Source organism: Streptococcus pluranimalium (assembly GCF_047785705.1).
GTDB lineage: Bacteria > Bacillota > Bacilli > Lactobacillales > Streptococcaceae > Streptococcus > Streptococcus pluranimalium_A.
Window position 1 is genome coordinate 1 of sequence record NZ_JBLOJV010000013.1, and the last position, 20,030, is coordinate 20,030.

A 20,030-nucleotide genomic window follows, 5' to 3' on the forward strand; every position below is an offset into this window, starting at 1 on the left:
GCTCTAGCTTTCCATATTGAGAATAAGACCCATTCCTAATCAAACAGGAATGGGTTTTGTTTGGTCTGTGATAAAACAAACCCAAAAATTCTCAAAGTTTTGAAGAAGCCAAAGCGACTGCCATCATCAGAAGTTTACTAGAAACAGCCAGGTGACAGGTATTGCATTCAGAGAAATACACGATTTATCTTCTAGACCATCTACTAAATGAGGAAACCCTCATAAATAAGGACGTGCTAGAAGCTTATTTACCATGGGCGGAAACGATTCAAAACAACTGTAAATAGAAAAACATTCCAGAGTCAAGCCAGACTTTGGAATGTTTTTCATTAGACTTCGTTATGGGACGATTACTTTTAGTGGAGTTTACTGAAAAGATCATCGTTTTGATGGCTTTTTCAGCAAGCTCAAAAAGTAATAAATATTTTTTAAATGAAGTTACCTCCTTAAAGTAAACGACTAATGCTGTTAATGCTTTTTTTTTGGGGGGGGGTGGTGGGTGGTTATGATTTCTAAATACTTTTTCTAGCTGTAAAACCAAAATAGAAGAAGAGCTGACATAGTTAAAGCCAATTCCAGATGTTGCTCTTATCGATAGAATAAACCCTTTATAAAAGAATAGTACGTAATGAGAGCGCTTTTGAAATACTAAAGTGTAGTGTTAACTAGTTTATGACAAACAGAGATAATGTTAGTGTTGTGAGGGACAATCAAGGGGTTCATTTTTCTAAACTAAGAGAGCAGAAAAATTGGTGGAAGTATGATAAACTAATACAAAAAGCAATGAGGTTTCTAATGATTACAAGAGAACATTTCGATAGCTTTAGTTGGATTGATATTGATATTGATGAGGAGAGAGATGCTGAAAAAATCGCCATGGATTATGGGCTAGATCCTGAAGTGGCAGCCTATGCCCTTGATAAAAACGAGTTGGCACATACAGAGTATAACCGCAAGACCGGTCAACTCCTTTTGATTTACAATGTTCTCAAATTGATCAAGGAAGATAACAGCTTTCAGACGGTTCCCATCACCTTTATCGCTCAAGGCAATCGCTTGATCACCATGTCGACTAAGGATACAGATTATATCGTGAGACGCTTGAGAGCTTTGGCGGATGGTAATCAAGACATGAGTTTGTATGATTTTTTGTTTACAGGCTTGGTAGAAGTGTCGAGCCATTATTTCTCTGTCATGGAAAAACTCACTCACGAACGTCAGGTCATCAATCAGCAATTACGCGCTAAGACGACGAAACAGGGTCTACTAGCCCTGTCAGATATTGAGATCGGAAATGTCTTTCTAGCATCAGCTTGCCGTCAGAATGCTGCGAGTATTGAACGTATCAAACATCAGTCGCTTCATTCTCAGCTAAATGAAACAGAGCAAGAGCAATTAGACGATGCCTTAGTTGAGGCCAAACAGTTGGTTGAGATGACCGAGATAACATCAGAGATTTTAGGACAGTTAACCGCGAGCTATCACAATATCCTAAACAATGACCTTAACGATGCAATGACCATGCTAACGATTGTGTCGCTTCTCATGACCATTCCAAGTATTGTAACTGGCTTCTTTGGGATCAATGTGCCCCTGCCCAAGGTCTTTACAGATAGTCCATACGGCTGGATTTTGGTGATTCTCTTGTCCATTGTCTTATGGATGATCATGTCTAAAATATTGACCTACATGATGGGACAGTCTTTCCTGATGAGCTTTAAACAATTCTTTAAAATGGCTTTCAAAGGTAGACACAAATCATAAGAAGTAACAAAGGCATTAAATCAATGAGACACTCTTTAGAATGCTCTTAGGGGGACTGTTTTTCCATAGAGAGATGTGCTTTCAGGTTTCTTTTTTGGAAGCAATGGCGTATAATAGAACAATAACATCATACGAGGTAGGAGTAATGATTGACTTAAGCAAAGAGCTAGAAGCAGAGTATCAGGCTGTTTTAGCTCATTTTCGACAAAATCATAGTCGCATTACAGCGTCTAGGAAAGCGATTTTAGCCTATATGATCGCTGCCAATCATCACCCTAGTGCGGAACAGATTTATGAAGACCTTAGTGTGCAGTTTCCTGGTCTGAGTCTAGCAACTGTTTATAATAATCTTCGTGTCTTAGTAGATGAAGGCTTTGTTTCTGAAATTAAAGTAACCAATGACAAGACCACCTACTTTGATTATAAAGGACATGATCATATCAATGTTATTTGTGAGTCTTGTGGGAAAATCAGTGATTTGGATCTTGAGCTACCAGATATTGCCCATGAGGTAGCTCAACAGACAGGTTATGTCATCACCAAAAGCCAGTTTATGATTTATGGCATTTGTGAGACTTGCCAAAAACAAACACGCGAAAGGTAGTGAAAACAGTGTCAACTCTTCAAGTACTTGCCCTTATTTTACTTGTTTTTTCATTAGTCAAAGCGGTTGCTTTGTTCAAGGTATTTCAACTCTTTAAGCCAATCTCTAAAGATAAACCTCAAGAGATAGATGAGGTCTTAGAGGATCATGATTTGGGTGATCAGCAGTAGTAGTGATTTTTTATCACGATCTTCTTTTGCTTGCCACCTTTCAATACTAAAAACCACTTTCGATATTGCTCGAAAGTGGTTTTTGGTAAGAGTTCTATTATTCTGCAGCGTTGGCGTCTTTGAGACCGTATTTTTTGTTGAAACGGTCCACACGTCCATCTGCCTGTGTGAATTTTTGACGTCCTGTGTAGAATGGGTGTGAATCAGAAGAGATTTCGACACGGATAAGCGGATAAGTCGCACCATCAACTTCAACAGTTTCATTCGTTTGCTTTGTTGAGCCACTGATGAATTGGTAACCAGTCGTTGTATCAAGGAAAACAACTGGACGGTAGCTAGGATGAATATCTTTTTTCATTGTTAATGAGTCCTTTCTGCCATAGCAATTTACTTGCCATAGTTATTAACTACATTAGTTTACCAAAAAGGGCTAATGTTGACAAGTTTTTTATGCTTTTTCTTGGAAAAACCTATCTTTTTAAGGTTCTCTGTGTTACACTAAGAGAGTTGTTTTGACAACCCTTGGTGCTTACTTTCCTTTCACCAAGCATATTAAACACGGTATAACCGTTAAAGGAGAAAGCTATGAAAGATTTTACCCTTCGTGATTACCTGCATGTAGCCATGGTTGCTGCCTTGTATGTCGTTTTGACCATCACGCCCCCTTTAAATGCCATTTCTTATGGTGCTTATCAGTTTCGTATCTCAGAAATGCTTAATTTTTTAGCATTTTACCATCCCAAGTACCTTATCGCTGTGACTTTAGGGTGTATGATGGCTAATTTTTATAGTTTTGGCATGATTGATGTATTGGTCGGAGGTCTATCAACCCTTGTCTTTGTTGGACTTGGTGTGAAACTCTTTAAGAAGTATCAAGCAGAAACCATCCTAAACGGTCTGTTCAACAAAGCCTTCTTTTATTTTTCCTTCTTTTTTGCAGCATCTATGATTACGGTAGCTTTAGAGTTACATGTGATTGCTCAGGCACCATTCTTTGTAACCTGGTTGACAACAGGGCTTGGTGAGCTCGCGTCACTCCTTGTCGGGTCATTGGTGATTGGCACAGTCCTAAAGCGTATTGAACTAAGATAAAAGAGAGGGCTTGAATCAAGAGATTTTAGGTGATGTGTCGATCTTGGCTTAGATATCATCTTGATATTTAGGTTGAGATAGTTTATTTCTAGGTGATCTCTCTGATAATGGCCAAACTGAGGATACCACTGCATCTTGATTAACAATTCCAAAATGAAAGGATTAGGACAGTCGTCTTAACCTTTTTTTATGTCTATTTGTGATGATTTCGTCTCAAAAAAAGATTATATTTGTGCTAAAATAGAAGTATGGAAAATCAGATGAAGGCCTTAGTGGCAAAACTTAATCAGTACGCTAAAGAATATTACACTCAAGATAATCCGTCAGTTTCTGATGCGGAGTATGATAGGGCTTATCGAGCCTTGGTTGATCTTGAAAGCCAATACCCAGAGCTGATTCAAGATGATAGTCCCACCCACCGAGTTGGAGGGCTTGTTTTATCAGGATTTGACAAGTATCAGCACATTTATCCACTGTACAGTTTACAAGATGCTTTTTCAAAAGAAGAGTTGGAGCGTTTTGATCGTCGTGTTAAGGCAGATTTTCCTCAGGCAAGCTATGTGGCGGAGTTAAAAATTGATGGGTTATCCATTTCTCTAAGCTATCAAAAGGGCAAGTTGATAGTAGGTGCGACACGTGGTGATGGCACGATTGGTGAAAATATCACAGAAAACCTCAAACGTATCAAAGATATGCCATTAACCTTGAAAAAACCTGTTGATATAACAGTTAGAGGAGAAGCTTATCTGCCCAAGGCATCATTTGCTGCCATCAATCTTGAGCGTCAAGAAAATGGAGAGATGGCTTTTGCCAATCCTAGAAATGCCGCAGCAGGAACACTTCGTCAGCTAGATACGAGCATTGTTTCCAAGCGACAGTTGGCAACGTTTCTCTATCAGGAGGCCAGTCCTAGTCAACAAACCAGTCAAGAAGAGGTGCTCAATCATTTGCAGGAACTGGGTTTTTCAGTTAATAAAAGCTATTTAAAAACCTCGTCTATGGCTGAGATTTGGAAGTTTATCAACACCATAGCAGACCAGCGTGACCAACTTCCCTATGATATTGATGGCATTGTGATCAAGGTTAATGAATTACACCTCCAAGAGGAACTCGGTTTCACTGTCAAAGCTCCCAAATGGGCGATTGCCTATAAGTTTCCAGCAGAAGAAAAAGAAGCCGAGTTATTGTCGGTTGATTGGACGGTTGGTCGTACAGGTGTGGTCACACCAACGGCTAATTTGACACCGGTCCAATTGGCTGGAACGACCGTTAGTCGCGCCACCTTACACAATGTTGACTATATTGCTGACAAAGACATTCGTATAGGAGATACGGTTATTGTCTACAAGGCAGGCGATATTATACCAGCTGTTTTAAGGGTTAATAAAGATAAGCGTGGGAGTCAAGAACCTTTGCTCATTCCCAAGACTTGCCCGTCGTGTGCCAGTGATTTGGTGCATCTCAAAGAAGAAGTTGCTCTTCGTTGCATCAATCCTCTTTGCCCTAATCTTATCCAACGCAGTTTGGAACATTTTGCCAGTCGTCAGGCCATGAATATCGCAGGTTTGGGGCCATCAGTTGTGGAAAAACTGTACGCTGCCAAGCTAGTGACCGATGTAGCTGGCCTTTATGATCTTACGGTTGATGATTTACAAACCTTGCCTCAGATCAAGGAAAAATCTGCTGAAAAACTTTATCAAGCCATTCAAGCCTCAAAAGACAATTCGGCAGACAAATTACTGTTTGGTTTAGGAATTCGCCATGTAGGAGCTAAGGCTAGCCGTCTCATGTTGGAAGTGTTTGAAACCCTGCCTAACTTGGCACAAGCTGACCAAGAAGCTATTGCTGCTATTGATGGTTTAGGAGGAGTGATTGCAGAGTCTGTCCATCGTTATTTTGCAACAGACCAGGCTAAAAAACTCTTAACCCACTTGCAAGAAGCAGGTCTTAATCTGGCTTATCTTGGTCAAACCGTTTCAAAAGATGCGCCATTATCCGGCATGACAGTGGTCTTAACTGGCAAACTAGAGCAGTTAACACGAAACGAGGCCAAAGACAAATTAGAGGCTTTAGGTGCTAAAGTAAGCGGCTCAGTGTCTCAAAAGACAGATCTAGTCGTTGCCGGCTCGGATGCTGGAAGTAAACTGAAAAAGGCTCAGTCTTTAGGGATTCGCATCGAATCTGAAAGCTGGCTAAGAACTTTATAAGTCAAAGCACCGCTTGATACGCTTTAAAACTCAAAAAGATGTGTTCTTGACCGCTAGTCTTATTTTTGACGGCGTCTCGTTTCATATTGATTTGAGTAAAGAAAGGAGACAAGATGACCAAACGGCAAAGAGCACGTTTGATTTATAATCCCACCTCGGGTCAAGAAATCATGACCAAAAATGTGGCTAAAGTCCTCAATATCTTAGAAGGTTATGGCTATGAAACTTCAGCCTTTCAAACAACGGCTACCCCAAACTCAGCCCGTGATGAGGCCAACCGAGCAGCTAGAGATGGTTTTGATGTGATTGTTGCAGCAGGTGGGGATGGCACTATCAATGAAGTTGTTTCTGGTATTGCTCCCTTAAAGGTTCGTCCGAAAATAGCCATCATTCCCACTGGGACAACCAATGATTTTGCGAGAGCCTTAAAAATTCCTCGGGGTAATCCAGTTAAGGCTGCAGAACTCATCGGCAAGCACCAAACCCTAAACATGGATATTGGATTGGCTGATTCAGATAAGTATTTTATCAATATCGCAGCAGCTGGCACCCTAACAGAATTAACCTATAGCGTTCCTAGTCAATTAAAAACCATGTTCGGCTATTTAGCCTATCTGGCTAAAGGGGTTGAGCTCTTGCCTCGTCTTCGTAATAGCCTGGTCACAATAAAGCATGATCATGGTGTTTTTGAAGGTCAAGCCTCCATGATTTTCGTTGCGATTACCAACTCTGTCGGTGGCTTTGAGGCTATTGCACCAGATGCTAAGTTAGATGATGGCATGTTTACACTAATCATCGTCAAAACAGCTAATTTGTTTGAGATTGTGCACCTCATCCGCTTGATTTTGCAAGGCGGTAAGCATATTGACCATCCCTTGCTGGCTTACATCAAGACCAGTCAAATCTTGATTGAGCCAAAAACCAGTCATCGCATGATGATTAACCTTGATGGTGAGTATGGTGGAGATGCTCCCATCAAACTGAAGAATCTAAAAAATCATATCACCTTTTTTGCCAATACAGATGCTATTTCTGATGATGCCATGATGCTTGAAACAGAGGATTTAGCCTTAGAGGCTATCGCACAAAAATTCGCACACGAAGTAGAAGATTTTGAGGAACATGAGAGAAATGATGATGACTTGTAATATCAAAAAAACACTGATCATTCACTACCATAGGCGTCAGGGAAGGTACTTTGACTTAAGCCTGTGGCGATGGTCTGATCAGGAGTGGGGTCAAGACGAAGCCTTTCTAAGATACGATAGTTTTGGTGCTGTAGCCGTCATAGACCTAGATGCTCAATCTGTCGCCAGTCCTATCTATGTGATGGTCAAGAGTCAAGATTGGAGTTACAAGAGCTTAGAGTATGGCATTCACATGCCAGAAGGACTCCCCAAAATGGAAGTCTGGTTGGTGGATGGTGATGCGACCCTGTATTATTCACGTCAGGCAGCTGTTGCCAGCAAGGCGTATGCCAGACGTAAGGTGCGTGGTTTTGACATGGCTATCAATGCGACAGCTTTTGACAGGGAATGGGGCTTTGATGGTTGGTTAGGAACCAAGTATAGTGAAGGCTCAACCAGTTTTCGTCTTTGGGCTCCTACGGCTGAAAAGGTTGAACTCGTCTTGTATGACGCCACGTCTGAGACAGCCAGTGTCGAAAGGGTTCTGCCCATGCATCGAGGCCGTCTTAGAAATCCTGAGCATCATCAAGACAATACCCACGGGCTTTGGGAGTTGACGGTTTTTGAAGATTTGAATTACCGAGCGTATGTCTACCGTGTTCATCATCGTAAGCGCACTTTTTCAGAGACTAGGGATCCGTATTCGACAGCCACAACAGCCAATGGTCGACGCTCTATCATCATCAATCCAGAGCTCATGTCGCCAGAAGGCTTCAGTGTCAAGCATGGCAAGGAGGCTCACTGGCGTTTGAGCAATCCCAATCAAGCCGTTATTACAGAAATGCACATTCGAGACTTTACCCAGTCGCCATCCTCAGGCGTTCGAGCAGAAGACCGAGGTCATTATTTGGGGGCTATTGAGAAAGGAACGACCAACCGTTTTGGTGATAAGACAGGTTTTGATTATATCAAGGCATTAGGGACGTCTTATATTCAATTACAACCTATCTTTGATCATCATCAGACCTTTGATAAAGATGGGCACTATGCCTACAACTGGGGCTACGATCCTGAAAATTATAATGTTCCAGAAGCTAGTTTTGCCAGTAACCCTCATGAACCCCTATCTCGTATCCATGAGCTAAAACAGCTCATTCAAGCCTATCATGATGCCGGGATTGGTGTCATCATGGATGTGGTTTACAATCATACGTTTTCAAATGTGGACTCGGCTTTTCAATTAACGGTTCCAGATTATTATTATCGCATGAACCCCGATGGTAGTTTCCAAAATGGAACAGGTGTCGGCAATGAGACAGCTAGCGAGAAAGAAATGTTTCGCAAATACATGTTGGACTCCATCAGGTACTGGATTGAGGCCTATAATATCGATGGTTTTCGATTTGACTTGATGGGCATCCATGATGTCGCTACCATGAATGCCATTCGACAAATGGTTGACAGCATCGACCCAAGAATCCTTTTATATGGTGAGGGCTGGGATATGGGCCTTGGGCTGATGCCTGAGGATAAGGCCAAAAAGACAAATGCTCATCAAATGCCAGGCATTGGTTTTTTCAATGATGATCAGCGGGATGCTGTCAAGGGTGCAGAAGTCTATGGTGATCTCACCCACGGCTTTGTATCAGGTGCAGCAACAGAAGCTATTGTAGCCAAGGCCATTTTAGGGAGTGATGAGTTGGTGGCTTATAGAGCTCCCAATCAGGTTCTCAATTATGTCGAGGCTCATGATAATTACAATTTAAACGATCTCTTATGGACCTTACACCCTGCGGATGATCAGACCACCCATACCAAGCGTCTTGAAGTAGCCACAGGTATCAATCTTTTATCGCAAGGCATGTGCTTTATGCAGTTAGGGCAGGAGTTTTTAAGAACCAAGCTAGTGGCGACTGGTGCTGATGGGCAATTCAGTGATCAAGACTTGCATTATGCGATGAATTCTTACAATGCTCCTGATAGCGTGAATCAAATTGATTGGGATTTGGTGACCTACCATAAAGAAACTGTCGATTTTGTTCGGAAATTGATCCATTTTAAAACAAATAATGCCGCCTTTTCTTGGACAAGTTTTGAAGACATTCGGCGTCATGTCTATATCGAAACAGCAATGCCCTCCTCTGGTTATATTAGCTATATTCTGGAGGGAGATGATAAATACCGAATTATTTTTGAAGTAAATGATAAAAACTTAGGTATTTCAATAACAAAAGAGGATAATTGTGATATACTAGTGTCAACTAAAAAAGACTAAGATGTTAAGGATAAGCTTGGTCTTTAGATCTTTGACAGATACTAATAACCCCGGTTAAAACTGAGGGTTATTTTTGTTATCTTGACACGGTTTTAACCATCATGATAGAGGAGGGGTGGTGCTATGGATAGAGACGGACATCGTTATACTTTTGGCATAGGTGAAAATTATCATGCTCAAGATTTTTTAGGGGCACATGAGGGAACCAGTGATGGGGTAGAGGGCTATTACTTTAGGGTGTGGGCACCTCATGCAGAACAGGTTTCAATCATTGGTGATTTTACGGGGTGGTATGATGCGCCCTTGCCCTTAGAGCGTCATATTTCAGGCATTTGGGAAGGCTTTAGTCCCCATGCCCGTCAAGGTCAGATTTACAAGGTTTTAGTCCAGCGTCATGGCGGGCAGGTGCTGGAAAAAATCGATCCCTTTGCGCGATTGTTAGAAAAAAGACCTAGTACCGGCGCTATTTTACAAAAGTCAACTCCTAAAAAGTGGCAAGATAGCCTATGGTTAGGTCGTCGTAAGCGTTTTGGTTTCAAGTCACGCCCCATCAACATCTATGAGGTTCACACAGGATCTTGGAAGACAGATGAGTCGGGTAATCCTTATACCTTTGAGAGGCTTCAAGAAGAACTCATTCCCTACCTCGTTGATATGAATTACACACATGTTGAATTGTTACCAGTGATGGCCCATCCACTTGGTAAGAGCTGGGGCTATCAGCTCATGGGGTATTTTGCCCTCGAGCCAACTTATGGCAGTCCTGAGGCCTTTCAAGATTTTGTTGAGGCTTGTCACTTGCATAATATCGGTGTCATTGTTGACTGGGTGCCTGGTCATTTCACGCAAAATGATGATGCCTTGGCTTACTATGACGGGACTCCAACCTTTGAATATCAAGATCCTGATCGGGCAACAAATGTCGGCTGGGGTTCTTTAAACTTTGACTTGGGAAAAAATCAAGTCCAATCGTTTTTGATCTCATCCATTCTCTATTGGATTGAACACTTTCATCTGGATGGCATCAGGGTAGATGCTGTAACCAATATGCTCTATCGTGATTTTGACCAAGGGCCTTGGACACCCAACTGCTATGGTGACAACCGTAATCTTGAAGGCATTGCCTTCTTGCAAAAAATGACTCAGGTCGTCAAGTCCTATCATCCCGAAGTCCTCTGGATGGCAGAAGAATCCTCTTTTGAACTACCTATAACAAAGCCTGTTGATCAAGGTGGCTTGGGCTTTGATTACAAATGGAATATGGGCTGGATGAATGACATCCTTCGTTTTTATGAGATGGATCCGATTGATCGAAAGCATGCCTTTGAGCTAGTGACCTTTAGTTTTATGTATTGTTTTAAAGAACATTATTTGCTTTCATTTTCTCATGATGAGGTGGTTCATGGGAAGAAAAGCATGATGCATAAGATGTGGGGGGATCGTTATCATCAGTTTTCGGGGCTTCGCAACCTTTATGCCTATCAAATTTTTCATCCTGGAAAGAAGCTCCTCTTTATGGGAGGAGAATTTGGTCAATTTTTAGAATGGAAGTCTCATCAACAACTGGAATGGCAAGACCTTGAAGATTCCCTCAATCACAAAATGCAGGTTTTCACTCGTCAGCTCAATCAATTTTACAAAGATCACAGAGCTCTTTGGCAGATAGATGATGACTACCAAGGTCTTGATATTATTGATGCAGATAATAAGGATGAGTCGGTCTTAAGCTTTGCTCGTCAAACAGATAAGGGGGAGCTGTTGATTGGGATGTTTAATATGACCCCGGTAGAACGTCAGAACTTCACCATCGGTGTCCCAGTCTCGGGGCTCTACGAAGAAGTCTTAAACACTGAACTTGAAGGCTACGGTGGGACATGGATAAAAGGGAATCCTCCTCAAAAAACAACTCCAAATAGCTGGAAGCATTATCAGCAAACCCTAACCCTAACCCTGCCAGCCCTAGGAGCTAGTATTTGGAAACTCAAAAGGCGTGGTCGATAAGCAGACAGGCTATCTCCAGTAATAATCCTGTCCAAACCTTAACACAGAAAGAAGGAAAACGAATGACAAATGACATGTTAGCCCTTATCTTAGCCGGTGGTCAAGGGACTAGGCTGGGCAAATTGACCCAAAACATTGCTAAACCTGCTGTACAGTTTGGTGGTCGCTATCGTATTATTGATTTTGCCTTATCCAACTGTACTAATTCAGGCATCCAAAAGGTTGGTGTGATTACCCAGTACCAGCCTCTTGGGCTAAATCAACACATTGGCAATGGTTCATCATGGGGACTAGATGGTATCAATGCTGGTGCAACGATTTTGCAGCCATACTCTGCCACAGAAGGCAACCGATGGTTTCAAGGAACGAGTCACGCCATCTATCAAAACATCGACTATATTGACAGCATCAATCCTGAGTATGTCTTGATCTTGTCTGGTGACCATATCTACAAGATGGACTATGCCGATATGCTACAGACTCATAAGGATAATAGGGCTAGCTTGACGGTGGCTGTGATTGATGTTCCGCTAAAAGAAGCTAGTCGTTTTGGAATTATGAATACTGACTCAAATGATCGTATTGTTGAATTTGAAGAAAAACCTGAGCATCCAAAATCAACCAAGGCATCCATGGGCATTTACATCTTTAACTGGGCAACCTTACGTGACATGCTGGTCAAGGGTGAGAAAAATGGCTTAGACCTGTCTGACTTTGGACAGCACGTTATTCCAGCTTATCTGGAAGCTGGTGAGCGTGTTTACACCTATCATTTCGATGGTTATTGGAAGGATGTCGGCACGATTGAATCTCTCTGGGAGGCTAATATGGAGTACATCCCTGTGGATAATGAGCTAGACAGCCGAGATCGCTCTTGGAAGATTTACTCTAAAAACGACATTGCACCACCAAACTTTATCACTGCCAAAGCAGATGTCAAGGACTCGCTAGTAGTGGATGGCTGTTTTGTTGATGGCAAGGTGAGGCACTCGATTTTAGCCACAAATGTTCAGGTCAAAGAAGGGGCTGTTGTTGAGGACAGCTTTATCATGAGTGGTGTCAAAATTGGTAAAAATGCTGTCATTAAGCGTGCTATCATAGGCGAGGGAGCGAGAATTGCAGAGGGTGTCGTCATTGATGGCACAGATGATGTTCAAGTCGTAGGATACAATGAAGTAGTGGGGTTAGCAAATGAAGATTGATAAATACACAGCCATTTTAGGAAACGCCGTAGGTTACCACGATATGGATTCGCTAACGCGTAATCGCCCCTTGGCCAATCTCCCCTTTGATGGCAAATACCGCTTGATTGATTTTCAGTTATCGAGCCTTGCCAATGCGGGCATTCGCAGTGTTTATGGGATTTTTCGTGGACAAAACATCCGTTCTGTGTTTGACCACATCCGCAGTGGACGTGAATGGGGCTTGAACACCCTCATGAGTCATTATTTCCTTGGTTTTTATAATAGCGATAGCGAAACCAGTATGGCAGATGAGGATTACTATGGTCAGATTCTGACCTACCTCAAACGCTCTGGCTCAGACCAAACGGTCTACATGTCCTGTGACATACTATCCAACATCAACTTAGAGCAAGTGATTCATCTCCACAATGCTAATCAACGTACCATCACCGTCGTCTATAAAAAATTACCGAAAGAGGCTATTTCGTCGGCCAATGAGATCTTAGCCATTGACCAAGCAGACAATGTCATTGGCAAACAAAGCCTTGAAGATGTGGACGGCTCTGTCCCAATGTCAGCAGATATGTACGTGGTCAATACCGCTTGGCTCATTGACCAACTGGAAAAAGAAGCTCAAAAAGAAGTCTCACGTAAACTTCGCTACCTCCTTCGTGAACTTATCGTGAGCGAAAAAGCCTTGGCTTTTGAGTACACGGGCTACTTGGCTAATATTTCGTCCGTCAAATCCTATTATGATGCCAACATGGACATGTTAGATCCTCAAAAATGCTACTCTCTCTTGTATTCCAATCAAAAGGTTTATACCAAGGTCAAAAATGAAGAGGCCACTTATTTTGCCCCATCATCAGCAGTTAATACGGCTCAATTTGCCTCAGGCTCTGTGATTTATGGGGAGGTCAATCATGCCATTGTTTCAAGATCCTGCCATATCGCACAGGGCAGTCGTGTTGATCACTCTCTTCTTTTTCCTAAGGTAATCATCGAAGAAGGGGCAGTGGTTGAGTATGCTATTATTGATAAAAATGTCATTGTGCCAGCAGGAGTGACCCTAAAAGGGACAGCTGAAAACCCCTTGGTTATCGGTAAGGGACAAGTCATTACAGGAGATATCGTCCAATGAAACTCTTATTTGTAGCAGCAGAAGGAGCGCCCTTTTCTAAAACAGGAGGCTTGGGAGATGTTATTGGCGCTCTTCCAAAATCCTTGGTCAAACATGGGCATGAAGTTGCGGTTATCCTACCCTACTATGATAGTGTGGAGGCAAGATTCGGACAAGAAGTTGAGGACTGCTTTGCTTTCACGGTCAATGTGGGCTGGCGTCGCCAATATGCTGGTGTTAAATACCTAGAACGCGATGGCGTTAAGTTCTTCTTCATCGACAATCATTATTATTTCTTTCGTGGTTCAGTTTATGGTTTTTGGGATGATGGGGAACGTTTTGCCTTCTTCCAGTTAGCAGCTCTAGAGTTAATGGAAAAAATCGATTTTATTCCTGATATTCTCCATGTCCATGATTACCATACCGCCATGATGCCCTATCTTTTAAAAGAAAAGTATCACTGGATTCAAGCCTATCAAAGTATTAAAACGGTCTTCACCATTCATAACATTGCATTTCAAGGACAGTATGGTCCAGAAATGCTCGGAGATCTTTTTGGAGCAGGGAGCGAGCGTTATGAAGATGGGACCTTGCGGTGGCATGATTGCCTTAACTGGATGAAGGCAGGTGTTTTGTATGCTGATCTCGTGACAACAGTGTCACCATCTTATGCTAGGGAAATTCAAACTCCTGAATTTGGTAAAGGAATTGACCAAGTCATGCGTATGGCGTCTTTGAAACTCTCAGGAATTGTCAATGGTATTGATACTGACTTGTTAAACCCAGAGACTGACCCACTGATTCCCTATCCTTTCTCAAAAGATGATTTGACAGGCAAGGCGCAAAATAAGGCGGCTCTTCAAGAGCGTCTAGGATTAGCAGTGGATGAGGCTATCCCTTTGATTGGGATTGTCTCACGATTGACAAACCAAAAGGGTTTTGACTTAGTGGTTAGTGAGCTGAGTCATATCCTAAAACAACATGTCCAGATTGTTGTCTTAGGAACGGGTGATGCTGATTATGAGAGAGCCTTTTCGTGGTATGCGAGTCAGTATCCTGATAAGCTATCTGCCAATATCACCTTTGATTTGGCTCTGGCGCAGGCGATCTATGCTGCCTCGGATCTTTTCTTGATGCCATCTGCCTTTGAACCTTGTGGTTTGTCGCAAATGATGGCCATGCGTTATGGCGCATTGCCGATTGTAAGTCAAGTTGGGGGGTTAAAGGACACTGTCGACCCTTATAATCACTATACTGGTGAAGGAACAGGCTTTGGCTTTGCAGCGTTTTCAGGCTACTGGATGACAAAAACCATTGAAAACGCCTTATCTGTGTTTCACAACGATAAGGCAGCCTGGCGGCAATTGCAACAACAAGCCATGAGCCGTGATTTTTCATGGGATACCGCTAGCCAATCCTATCAAATCCTTTATGAAAAACTAGGACAGTGAGTAAAAAGACACAAGGTCTAACCAAAAAAGAAATACTAGGCAAATATCAACTCACCCTATTTCAGCTGAATAAGAGGATACAAAAAAGTGGGAAAAATCGACCACTAAAAAAAGCAAAGCTGAATGCTATTTTATCTTTCAGCTCGGGTTGAAATGATTTACCCCAGAGCGATCCATTTCCACCGCTGTGCTGAACAGTTTAGTAGGCTTTAAAAATCTGATGTTCTAAAATCATTTTAAGAGGCTGAGACAATAAGTCAGCCTCTTATGCGTTACCATGATTACTCTAATAGTGAGTCAGATAAAAACGTTCTAGTCATCTGATCTTGAAGGATAAGATGACTTGATTTGGCAAACCAATATTAAATAGGAAGAAAAGAGATGGTATTAGTCAAACAATGGTCAGACTTGGTTTAAGTATTCTTTTAGAAAGCGCTAACTAAGATTTCCTTTAATTGACATCATTGTAAAATAGGACTAAAATAGCAGGGTAAAAAATTTTAAAAAGGAGAATTCGATTATTATGAATTTAGCAATTTTAGCACTTGGGATTGCAGTATTGGGCGTTAGCTTGGGCGAAGGCTTTTTGGTGGCCAATATTGCCAAGGCTGCCGCTCGTCAGCCTGAACTGTTTGGAAAACTGCAAACCTTGATGTTTACAGGTGTTGCCTTTATCGAAGGAACATTCTTTATTCTTCTTGCTTCAACTTTCTTGATCAAATAAGAAAACGTTAAATCATCTCATATGGTAAAAGCAATAAGGAGAATGTCATGGAAGCACTAAACAATCCAGTCGTTTCTTTTTTCGGAATTGATTTTGATCTCACCATTTTGGCCATGTGTCTCTTGACGGTTTTTGTGACTTTTTTGTTTGTCTTTTGGGCAAGTCGTCGAATGACCATTAAGCCAAAAGGCAAGCAAAATGTTCTGGAATGGCTGTATGAGTTTGTTCAAAATCTCATCAGACCCAATTTGGGGCCTTACACGAGCCATTACAGTCTCTTGGCTTTTTCGCTCTTTCTCTTTATTTTAGTAGCTAATAATATTGGGTTGGTGACAAAGTTAGACATTGATGGCTATAATTGGTGGACATCGCCGACAGCTAATTTTGCCGTTGATTTTTCTTTGTCACTAATCGTTGCGGTCATTGTTCATTTTGAAGGAATTCGTAAGAATGGCTTTAAGAAATACCTCAAAGGCTATCTCTCTCCTAATCCTGCTATGTTACCGATGAACATTTTAGAAGAAGTGACGAATGTGGTGTCACTGGCTCTGCGTCTGTATGGTAATATCTATGCTGGTGAAGTGGTCTTATCATTATTGGTACAACTAGCACATGTTAATCTGTTTACATTTCCGTTAGCTTTCATGCTAAATGTGATTTGGACGGCTTTTTCAGCATTTATATCGGCGATTCAGGCCTATGTTTTTGTTCTTTTATCAACAATCTACATTGGCAATAAAGTGACTAATGACAAAGAATAGGAAAGGAGACAATCATGTCGACATTGATTAACCAGACAAGTCTTGGTAATATTATTATTGTGACGGGGTCATTTGTTCTCTTGCTTGTTCTTATCAAAGTATTTGCTTGGGATCAGCTGACAGGTATTTTTGCTAAGCGTGAGCAAAAAATCGCTGCGGATATTGATGGTGCAGAACTAGCCCGTCAAAGAGCTGAAGAGTTGGTCGAAGAAAGTCAAGAGCAGCTGGCACAGGCACGTACAGAAGCTACTGCTATTATCGCCTCTGCCAAAGAAACTGGTCAAAAACAAGAAGCTCAAATAGTAGCAGAAGCTCGTGAGGTGGCGAGTCATCTCAAAGATAAAGCAGAAGCTGACATTGCACAAGCTCAAGCAGAAGCCTTGGCTGATGTCAAAGATGATGTGGCAGACTTGACCCTCCTTTTGACTGAAAAAATCATGGTCAAAGAGCTTGATCAAAGAGCCCAAAGCAAACTGATTGATGACTATCTTGATCAATTAGGAGAGGCTTAATGGATAAACAAACAGTAACCTTAGTCGAGATTTATACCCAAAGCTTGGTTGATGTTGCGGTTCAAAATCATCTGATAGCAGAAATCAAACAAGACTTGCGATCGCTTTTAGAGGTTTTTCAATCGACAGGCCTAGGAAAACACTTGTCTCATCAAGGAATCAGCCATGCTGAGAAAGCAGCCTTGATTGATCAACTGCAAAAAGACAGTCATGTTTTTGTGGCGAACTTGTTAAAAGTCATTGTGCAAAACCAGCGTGAGTCTCTTTTAGAGCCGATTTTACGTTTGGCTGAGGAGAGACTGTCAACGATTTCCAATGCTTTTGCATTAGAAATTCAAGTAGCGACAGCTCTATCAGATGAGCAAAGACAGCGTCTTAAAAAAGTGGCTGAAAAGAAATTTAACCTTACCGTTGATCAGATCATCGAAGTCATCAATGCAGACTTGATTGGAGGTTTTATCTTGACAGCTAATCATAAAATCATTGATACCAGTATCAAATCTCAACTACAACAATTAAAAATGAATCTGAAATAGAAAGTGGTGTGACATTTGGCAATAAATGCTCAAGAAATTAGCGCTTTAATCAAAAAGCAAATTGAAAACTTCCAGCCAAATTTTGACGTCACAGAAATTGGTAACGTCACCTATGTTGGTGACGGTATCGCACGTGCTCGTGGTCTGGATCAGGTCATGAGTGGTGAGCTTCTCGAATTTTCAAATGGCGCCTTTGGTATGGCTCAAAATTTAGAGTCACAAGACATCGGTATCATCGTTTTAGGTGACTTTAGCACCATTCGTGAAGGTGATGTGGTCAAACGTACAGGCAAAATCATGGAAGTCCCAGTTGGTGAAGCATTGATTGGTCGTGTTGTCAATCCGCTAGGCGTTCCTGTAGATGGTCTTGGTGATATCAAAACCAGTAAAACACGTCCAATAGAGGAAAATGCGCCTGGCGTTATGGCACGAAAATCGGTCTCCCAACCACTACAAACAGGTCTCAAGGCCATTGATGCCCTTGTGCCTATTGGGCGTGGGCAACGTGAGTTGATTATTGGTGATCGTCAAACAGGTAAGACTTCTGTCGCTATTGACGCTATCTTAAACCAAAAAGGGCAAGATATGATTTGTATCTATGTCGCTATTGGTCAAAAAGAATCGACCGTTCGGACACAGGTTGAGACCCTTCGTCGCTATGGTGCACTTGATTACACCATCATTGTAACAGCTTCAGCGTCACAACCATCGCCTTTACTCTATATCGCGCCTTATGCTGGCGTGGCGATGGCAGAAGAGTTCATGTATGAGGGCAAGCATGTCCTTATCGTCTATGATGACTTGTCTAAACAAGCGGTCGCCTATCGTGAGTTGTCTCTCTTGCTTCGTCGTCCTCCTGGGCGCGAAGCTTATCCTGGTGATGTCTTCTATCTGCACTCACGCTTACTAGAGCGTTCAGCCCAAGTCTCAGATGCTTTAGGAGGCGGCTCCATCACAGCTCTACCTTTTATCGAGACCCAAGCTGGTGACATCTCAGCCTATATTGCGACAAATGTGATCTCAATCACTGATGGTCAGATTTTCTTACAAGAAAATCTCTTTAATTCAGGGATTCGTCCAGCTATTGATGCGGGGTCATCAGTGTCACGAGTAGGCGGTTCAGCCCAGATTAAGGCCATGAAAAAAGTAGCAGGAACCCTTCGGGTTGACTTGGCATCTTACCGTGAACTAGAAGCCTTTACCCAGTTTGGCTCTGACTTGGATGCTGCGACCCAAGCCAAATTAAACCGAGGCCGTCGTACGGTAGAAGTCTTAAAACAACCGCTTCATAAGCCACTTCCAGTTGAAAAGCAAGTGCTAATCCTTTATGCCCTGATCCGTGGTTTCTTGGATAGTGTCCCAGTAGAGGATATCTTAGGCTTTGAGGAGTCTCTCTATGCTTACTTTGATGCGCATCATGAGGCTATTTTTGAGACCATTCGTACGACAAAAGATTTACCAGAAGAGTCTGTCTTAGATGCTCTGATTCAAGAGTTCAAAGACCAGTCATCATTTCATTAAAGAGGAGGACGCATTATGGCAGGCTCTCTTAGTGAGATAAAAGGGAAAATCGCTTCAACCAAAAAAACCAAGCAGATTACAGGGGCCATGCAGATGGTCTCTGCCTCTAAATTAACAAAGTCTGAGCAAGCTGCTAAAGACTTTCAGATTTACGCCAGTAAGGTTCGGCAAATCACGACAGATCTGATGAAATCAGAGTTATTGACAGAGTCAACCAATCCCATGTTGCTCTCTCGTCCTGTCACCAAAACAGGCTATATTGTCATCACATCAGACAAAGGCCTCGTTGGAGGCTATAATTCAAGCATCTTAAAATCCATGATGGATACCATTCATGAGTATCATCCAGATGATCATGATTTTGAAATTATTGCTATCGGAGGCATGGGGGCAGATTTCTTCAAGGCACGTGGCATTGATGTGGCCTTTGAGTTGCGTGGCTTAGAAGACCAGCCTAGTTTTGATGATTTGGCGCCTATCATTTCCAAGTCTATTGACATGTATGACAAGGCACTTTTTGATGAGTTATATATCTGTTATAATCATCACGTCAATAGCTTGACCAGCCAAGTCCGTATGCAGCAAATGTTGCCACTCACAGACCTGGATGCCAACGAGGCTACAGATGACCTCTCCTTTGAGTTAGAGCCTCATCGTGAAGCCATTTTAGATCAGCTCTTGCCTCAGTATGCAAAGAGCATCATTTATGGCGCTATTGTTGATGCCAAAACGGCAGAGCATGCAGCAGGAATGAGTGCTATGCAGACAGCAACTGATAATGCCAAACAAGTCATCAATGACTTGACCATCCAATACAATCGTGCCCGTCAAGCAGCCATTACGCAAGAAATCACTGAAATTGTGGCAGGAGCTAGTGCTCTAAACTAAGTGGTCTCATCATAACATCTTGCAACTGATATGCTATCAAATAGAGGTGAGAGATTTCTTCTCAACCTATCCCCAAAAAGGACTTATTCCAAA

19 protein-coding genes and 1 riboswitch are annotated in these 20,030 nt (G+C 42.1%); of the genes, 17 read left to right on the forward strand and 2 right to left on the reverse strand.

The genetic code is table 11. The annotated features are described in order from the left end of the window. Positions 1-268: 268 nt before the first annotated feature. Positions 269-541 (reverse strand): hypothetical protein, encoded by a 273-nt coding sequence (locus tag ACMZ6Z_RS04805; RefSeq protein WP_416131470.1) that lies wholly within the window; start codon positions 539-541, stop codon positions 269-271. Between the two features lie 254 nt (positions 542-795). On the opposite strand from ACMZ6Z_RS04805, the gene ACMZ6Z_RS04810 reads away from it, so the two are divergent. The 3 genes from ACMZ6Z_RS04810 (at position 796) to ACMZ6Z_RS04820 (ending at position 2,538) form a co-directional block, all read left to right on the forward strand. Further along, positions 796-1,764, forward strand: coding sequence for a magnesium transporter CorA family protein (locus ACMZ6Z_RS04810; RefSeq protein WP_416131471.1), 969 nt, complete (start codon positions 796-798; stop codon positions 1,762-1,764). Between the two features lie 145 nt (positions 1,765-1,909). Continuing rightward, positions 1,910-2,368: a Fur family transcriptional regulator gene (locus ACMZ6Z_RS04815; RefSeq protein WP_416131472.1), complete on the forward strand. Its 459-nt coding sequence runs from the start codon at positions 1,910-1,912 to the stop codon at positions 2,366-2,368. Positions 2,369-2,376: 8 nt separating this feature from the next. Beyond that, complete coding sequence (locus tag ACMZ6Z_RS04820; RefSeq protein WP_416131473.1) at positions 2,377-2,538, forward strand: hypothetical protein; 162 nt, start codon at positions 2,377-2,379, stop codon at positions 2,536-2,538. 97 nt (positions 2,539-2,635) lie between these two features. Here the strand turns inward: ACMZ6Z_RS04820 and ACMZ6Z_RS04825 are convergent, their stop codons facing one another. Beyond that, positions 2,636-2,896, reverse strand: coding sequence for a type B 50S ribosomal protein L31 (locus tag ACMZ6Z_RS04825; RefSeq protein WP_416131474.1), 261 nt, complete (start codon positions 2,894-2,896; stop codon positions 2,636-2,638). A gap of 131 nt (positions 2,897-3,027) precedes the next feature. Further along, a riboswitch (PreQ1 riboswitch) is annotated at positions 3,028-3,126 on the forward strand. On the opposite strand from ACMZ6Z_RS04825, the gene ACMZ6Z_RS04830 reads away from it, so the two are divergent. The 14 genes from ACMZ6Z_RS04830 (at position 3,124) to ACMZ6Z_RS04895 (ending at position 19,937) form a co-directional block, all read left to right on the forward strand. Beyond that, positions 3,124-3,630, forward strand: a complete 507-nt coding sequence (locus ACMZ6Z_RS04830) for a QueT transporter family protein (protein WP_416131475.1) — start codon at positions 3,124-3,126, stop codon at positions 3,628-3,630. Its footprint overlaps the riboswitch before it by 3 nt. Before the next feature lie 248 nt (positions 3,631-3,878). Further along, a complete protein-coding gene (ligA, locus tag ACMZ6Z_RS04835; protein ID WP_416131476.1) occupies positions 3,879-5,837 on the forward strand; it encodes an NAD-dependent DNA ligase LigA in 1,959 nt (652 codons plus the stop codon). Positions 5,838-5,950: 113 nt separating this feature from the next. Continuing rightward, on the forward strand, positions 5,951-6,985 hold the full coding sequence (locus ACMZ6Z_RS04840) for a diacylglycerol kinase family lipid kinase (protein WP_416131477.1): 1,035 nt from the start codon (positions 5,951-5,953) through the stop codon (positions 6,983-6,985). Then, positions 6,972-9,239, forward strand: a complete 2,268-nt coding sequence (pulA, locus tag ACMZ6Z_RS04845) for a type I pullulanase (protein WP_416131478.1) — start codon at positions 6,972-6,974, stop codon at positions 9,237-9,239. The genes ACMZ6Z_RS04840 and pulA overlap by 14 nt, the downstream gene beginning before the upstream one ends. Before the next feature lie 123 nt (positions 9,240-9,362). Then, entirely contained in the window at positions 9,363-11,240 is a 1,878-nt protein-coding gene (gene glgB / locus ACMZ6Z_RS04850) for a 1,4-alpha-glucan branching protein GlgB (RefSeq protein WP_416131479.1), read from the forward strand. Positions 11,241-11,302: 62 nt separating this feature from the next. Continuing rightward, positions 11,303-12,442, forward strand: a complete 1,140-nt coding sequence (locus ACMZ6Z_RS04855) for a glucose-1-phosphate adenylyltransferase (RefSeq protein WP_416131506.1) — start codon at positions 11,303-11,305, stop codon at positions 12,440-12,442. Continuing rightward, a complete protein-coding gene (gene glgD / locus ACMZ6Z_RS04860) occupies positions 12,432-13,565 on the forward strand; it encodes a glucose-1-phosphate adenylyltransferase subunit GlgD (protein ID WP_416131480.1) in 1,134 nt (377 codons plus the stop codon). Before ACMZ6Z_RS04855 ends, glgD begins: the two co-directional genes overlap by 11 nt. Continuing rightward, a complete protein-coding gene (gene glgA, locus ACMZ6Z_RS04865) occupies positions 13,562-14,995 on the forward strand; it encodes a glycogen synthase GlgA (RefSeq protein WP_416131481.1) in 1,434 nt (477 codons plus the stop codon). The genes glgD and glgA overlap by 4 nt, the downstream gene beginning before the upstream one ends. 520 nt (positions 14,996-15,515) lie before the next feature. After that, positions 15,516-15,719 carry a F0F1 ATP synthase subunit C gene (locus tag ACMZ6Z_RS04870; RefSeq protein WP_416131507.1) on the forward strand — a complete coding sequence of 68 codons (204 nt, stop codon included), beginning with the start codon at positions 15,516-15,518 and terminating at the stop codon, positions 15,717-15,719. 47 nt (positions 15,720-15,766) lie between these two features. Next, on the forward strand, positions 15,767-16,480 hold the full coding sequence (gene atpB, locus ACMZ6Z_RS04875) for a F0F1 ATP synthase subunit A (RefSeq protein WP_416131482.1): 714 nt from the start codon (positions 15,767-15,769) through the stop codon (positions 16,478-16,480). 14 nt (positions 16,481-16,494) lie between these two features. Further along, the gene (atpF, locus tag ACMZ6Z_RS04880) at positions 16,495-16,992 is read left to right on the forward strand and encodes a F0F1 ATP synthase subunit B (RefSeq protein WP_416131483.1); all 498 of its coding nucleotides are present in this window, start codon (positions 16,495-16,497) and stop codon (positions 16,990-16,992) included. Then, positions 16,992-17,528, forward strand: coding sequence for a F0F1 ATP synthase subunit delta (locus tag ACMZ6Z_RS04885; protein WP_416131484.1), 537 nt, complete (start codon positions 16,992-16,994; stop codon positions 17,526-17,528). The genes atpF and ACMZ6Z_RS04885 overlap by 1 nt, the downstream gene beginning before the upstream one ends. Before the next feature lie 15 nt (positions 17,529-17,543). Next, complete coding sequence (gene atpA / locus ACMZ6Z_RS04890) at positions 17,544-19,049, forward strand: F0F1 ATP synthase subunit alpha (RefSeq protein ID WP_416131485.1); 1,506 nt, start codon at positions 17,544-17,546, stop codon at positions 19,047-19,049. A gap of 15 nt (positions 19,050-19,064) precedes the next feature. After that, positions 19,065-19,937: a F0F1 ATP synthase subunit gamma gene (locus tag ACMZ6Z_RS04895; protein ID WP_416131486.1), complete on the forward strand. Its 873-nt coding sequence runs from the start codon at positions 19,065-19,067 to the stop codon at positions 19,935-19,937. Positions 19,938-20,030 lie beyond the last annotated feature (93 nt).

Bases quoted from the DNA above. Each gene is read 5' to 3' on its own strand.
- ACMZ6Z_RS04810 (WP_416131471.1), top strand. From the start codon at position 796: ATGATTACAAGAGAACATTTCGATAGCTTTAGTTGGATTGATATTGAT.
- ACMZ6Z_RS04815 (WP_416131472.1), top strand. From the start codon at position 1,910: ATGATTGACTTAAGCAAAGAGCTAGAAGCAGAGTATCAGGCTGTTTTA.
- ACMZ6Z_RS04825 (WP_416131474.1), bottom strand. From the start codon at position 2,896: ATGAAAAAAGATATTCATCCTAGCTACCGTCCAGTTGTTTTCCTTGAT.
- ACMZ6Z_RS04830 (WP_416131475.1), top strand. From the start codon at position 3,124: ATGAAAGATTTTACCCTTCGTGATTACCTGCATGTAGCCATGGTTGCT.
- ligA (WP_416131476.1), top strand. From the start codon at position 3,879: ATGGAAAATCAGATGAAGGCCTTAGTGGCAAAACTTAATCAGTACGCT.
- ACMZ6Z_RS04840 (WP_416131477.1), top strand. From the start codon at position 5,951: ATGACCAAACGGCAAAGAGCACGTTTGATTTATAATCCCACCTCGGGT.
- pulA (WP_416131478.1), top strand. From the start codon at position 6,972: ATGATGACTTGTAATATCAAAAAAACACTGATCATTCACTACCATAGG.
- glgB (WP_416131479.1), top strand. From the start codon at position 9,363: ATGGATAGAGACGGACATCGTTATACTTTTGGCATAGGTGAAAATTAT.
- ACMZ6Z_RS04855 (WP_416131506.1), top strand. From the start codon at position 11,303: ATGACAAATGACATGTTAGCCCTTATCTTAGCCGGTGGTCAAGGGACT.
- glgD (WP_416131480.1), top strand. From the start codon at position 12,432: ATGAAGATTGATAAATACACAGCCATTTTAGGAAACGCCGTAGGTTAC.
- glgA (WP_416131481.1), top strand. From the start codon at position 13,562: ATGAAACTCTTATTTGTAGCAGCAGAAGGAGCGCCCTTTTCTAAAACA.
- atpB (WP_416131482.1), top strand. From the start codon at position 15,767: ATGGAAGCACTAAACAATCCAGTCGTTTCTTTTTTCGGAATTGATTTT.
- atpF (WP_416131483.1), top strand. From the start codon at position 16,495: ATGTCGACATTGATTAACCAGACAAGTCTTGGTAATATTATTATTGTG.
- ACMZ6Z_RS04885 (WP_416131484.1), top strand. From the start codon at position 16,992: ATGGATAAACAAACAGTAACCTTAGTCGAGATTTATACCCAAAGCTTG.
- ACMZ6Z_RS04895 (WP_416131486.1), top strand. From the start codon at position 19,065: ATGGCAGGCTCTCTTAGTGAGATAAAAGGGAAAATCGCTTCAACCAAA.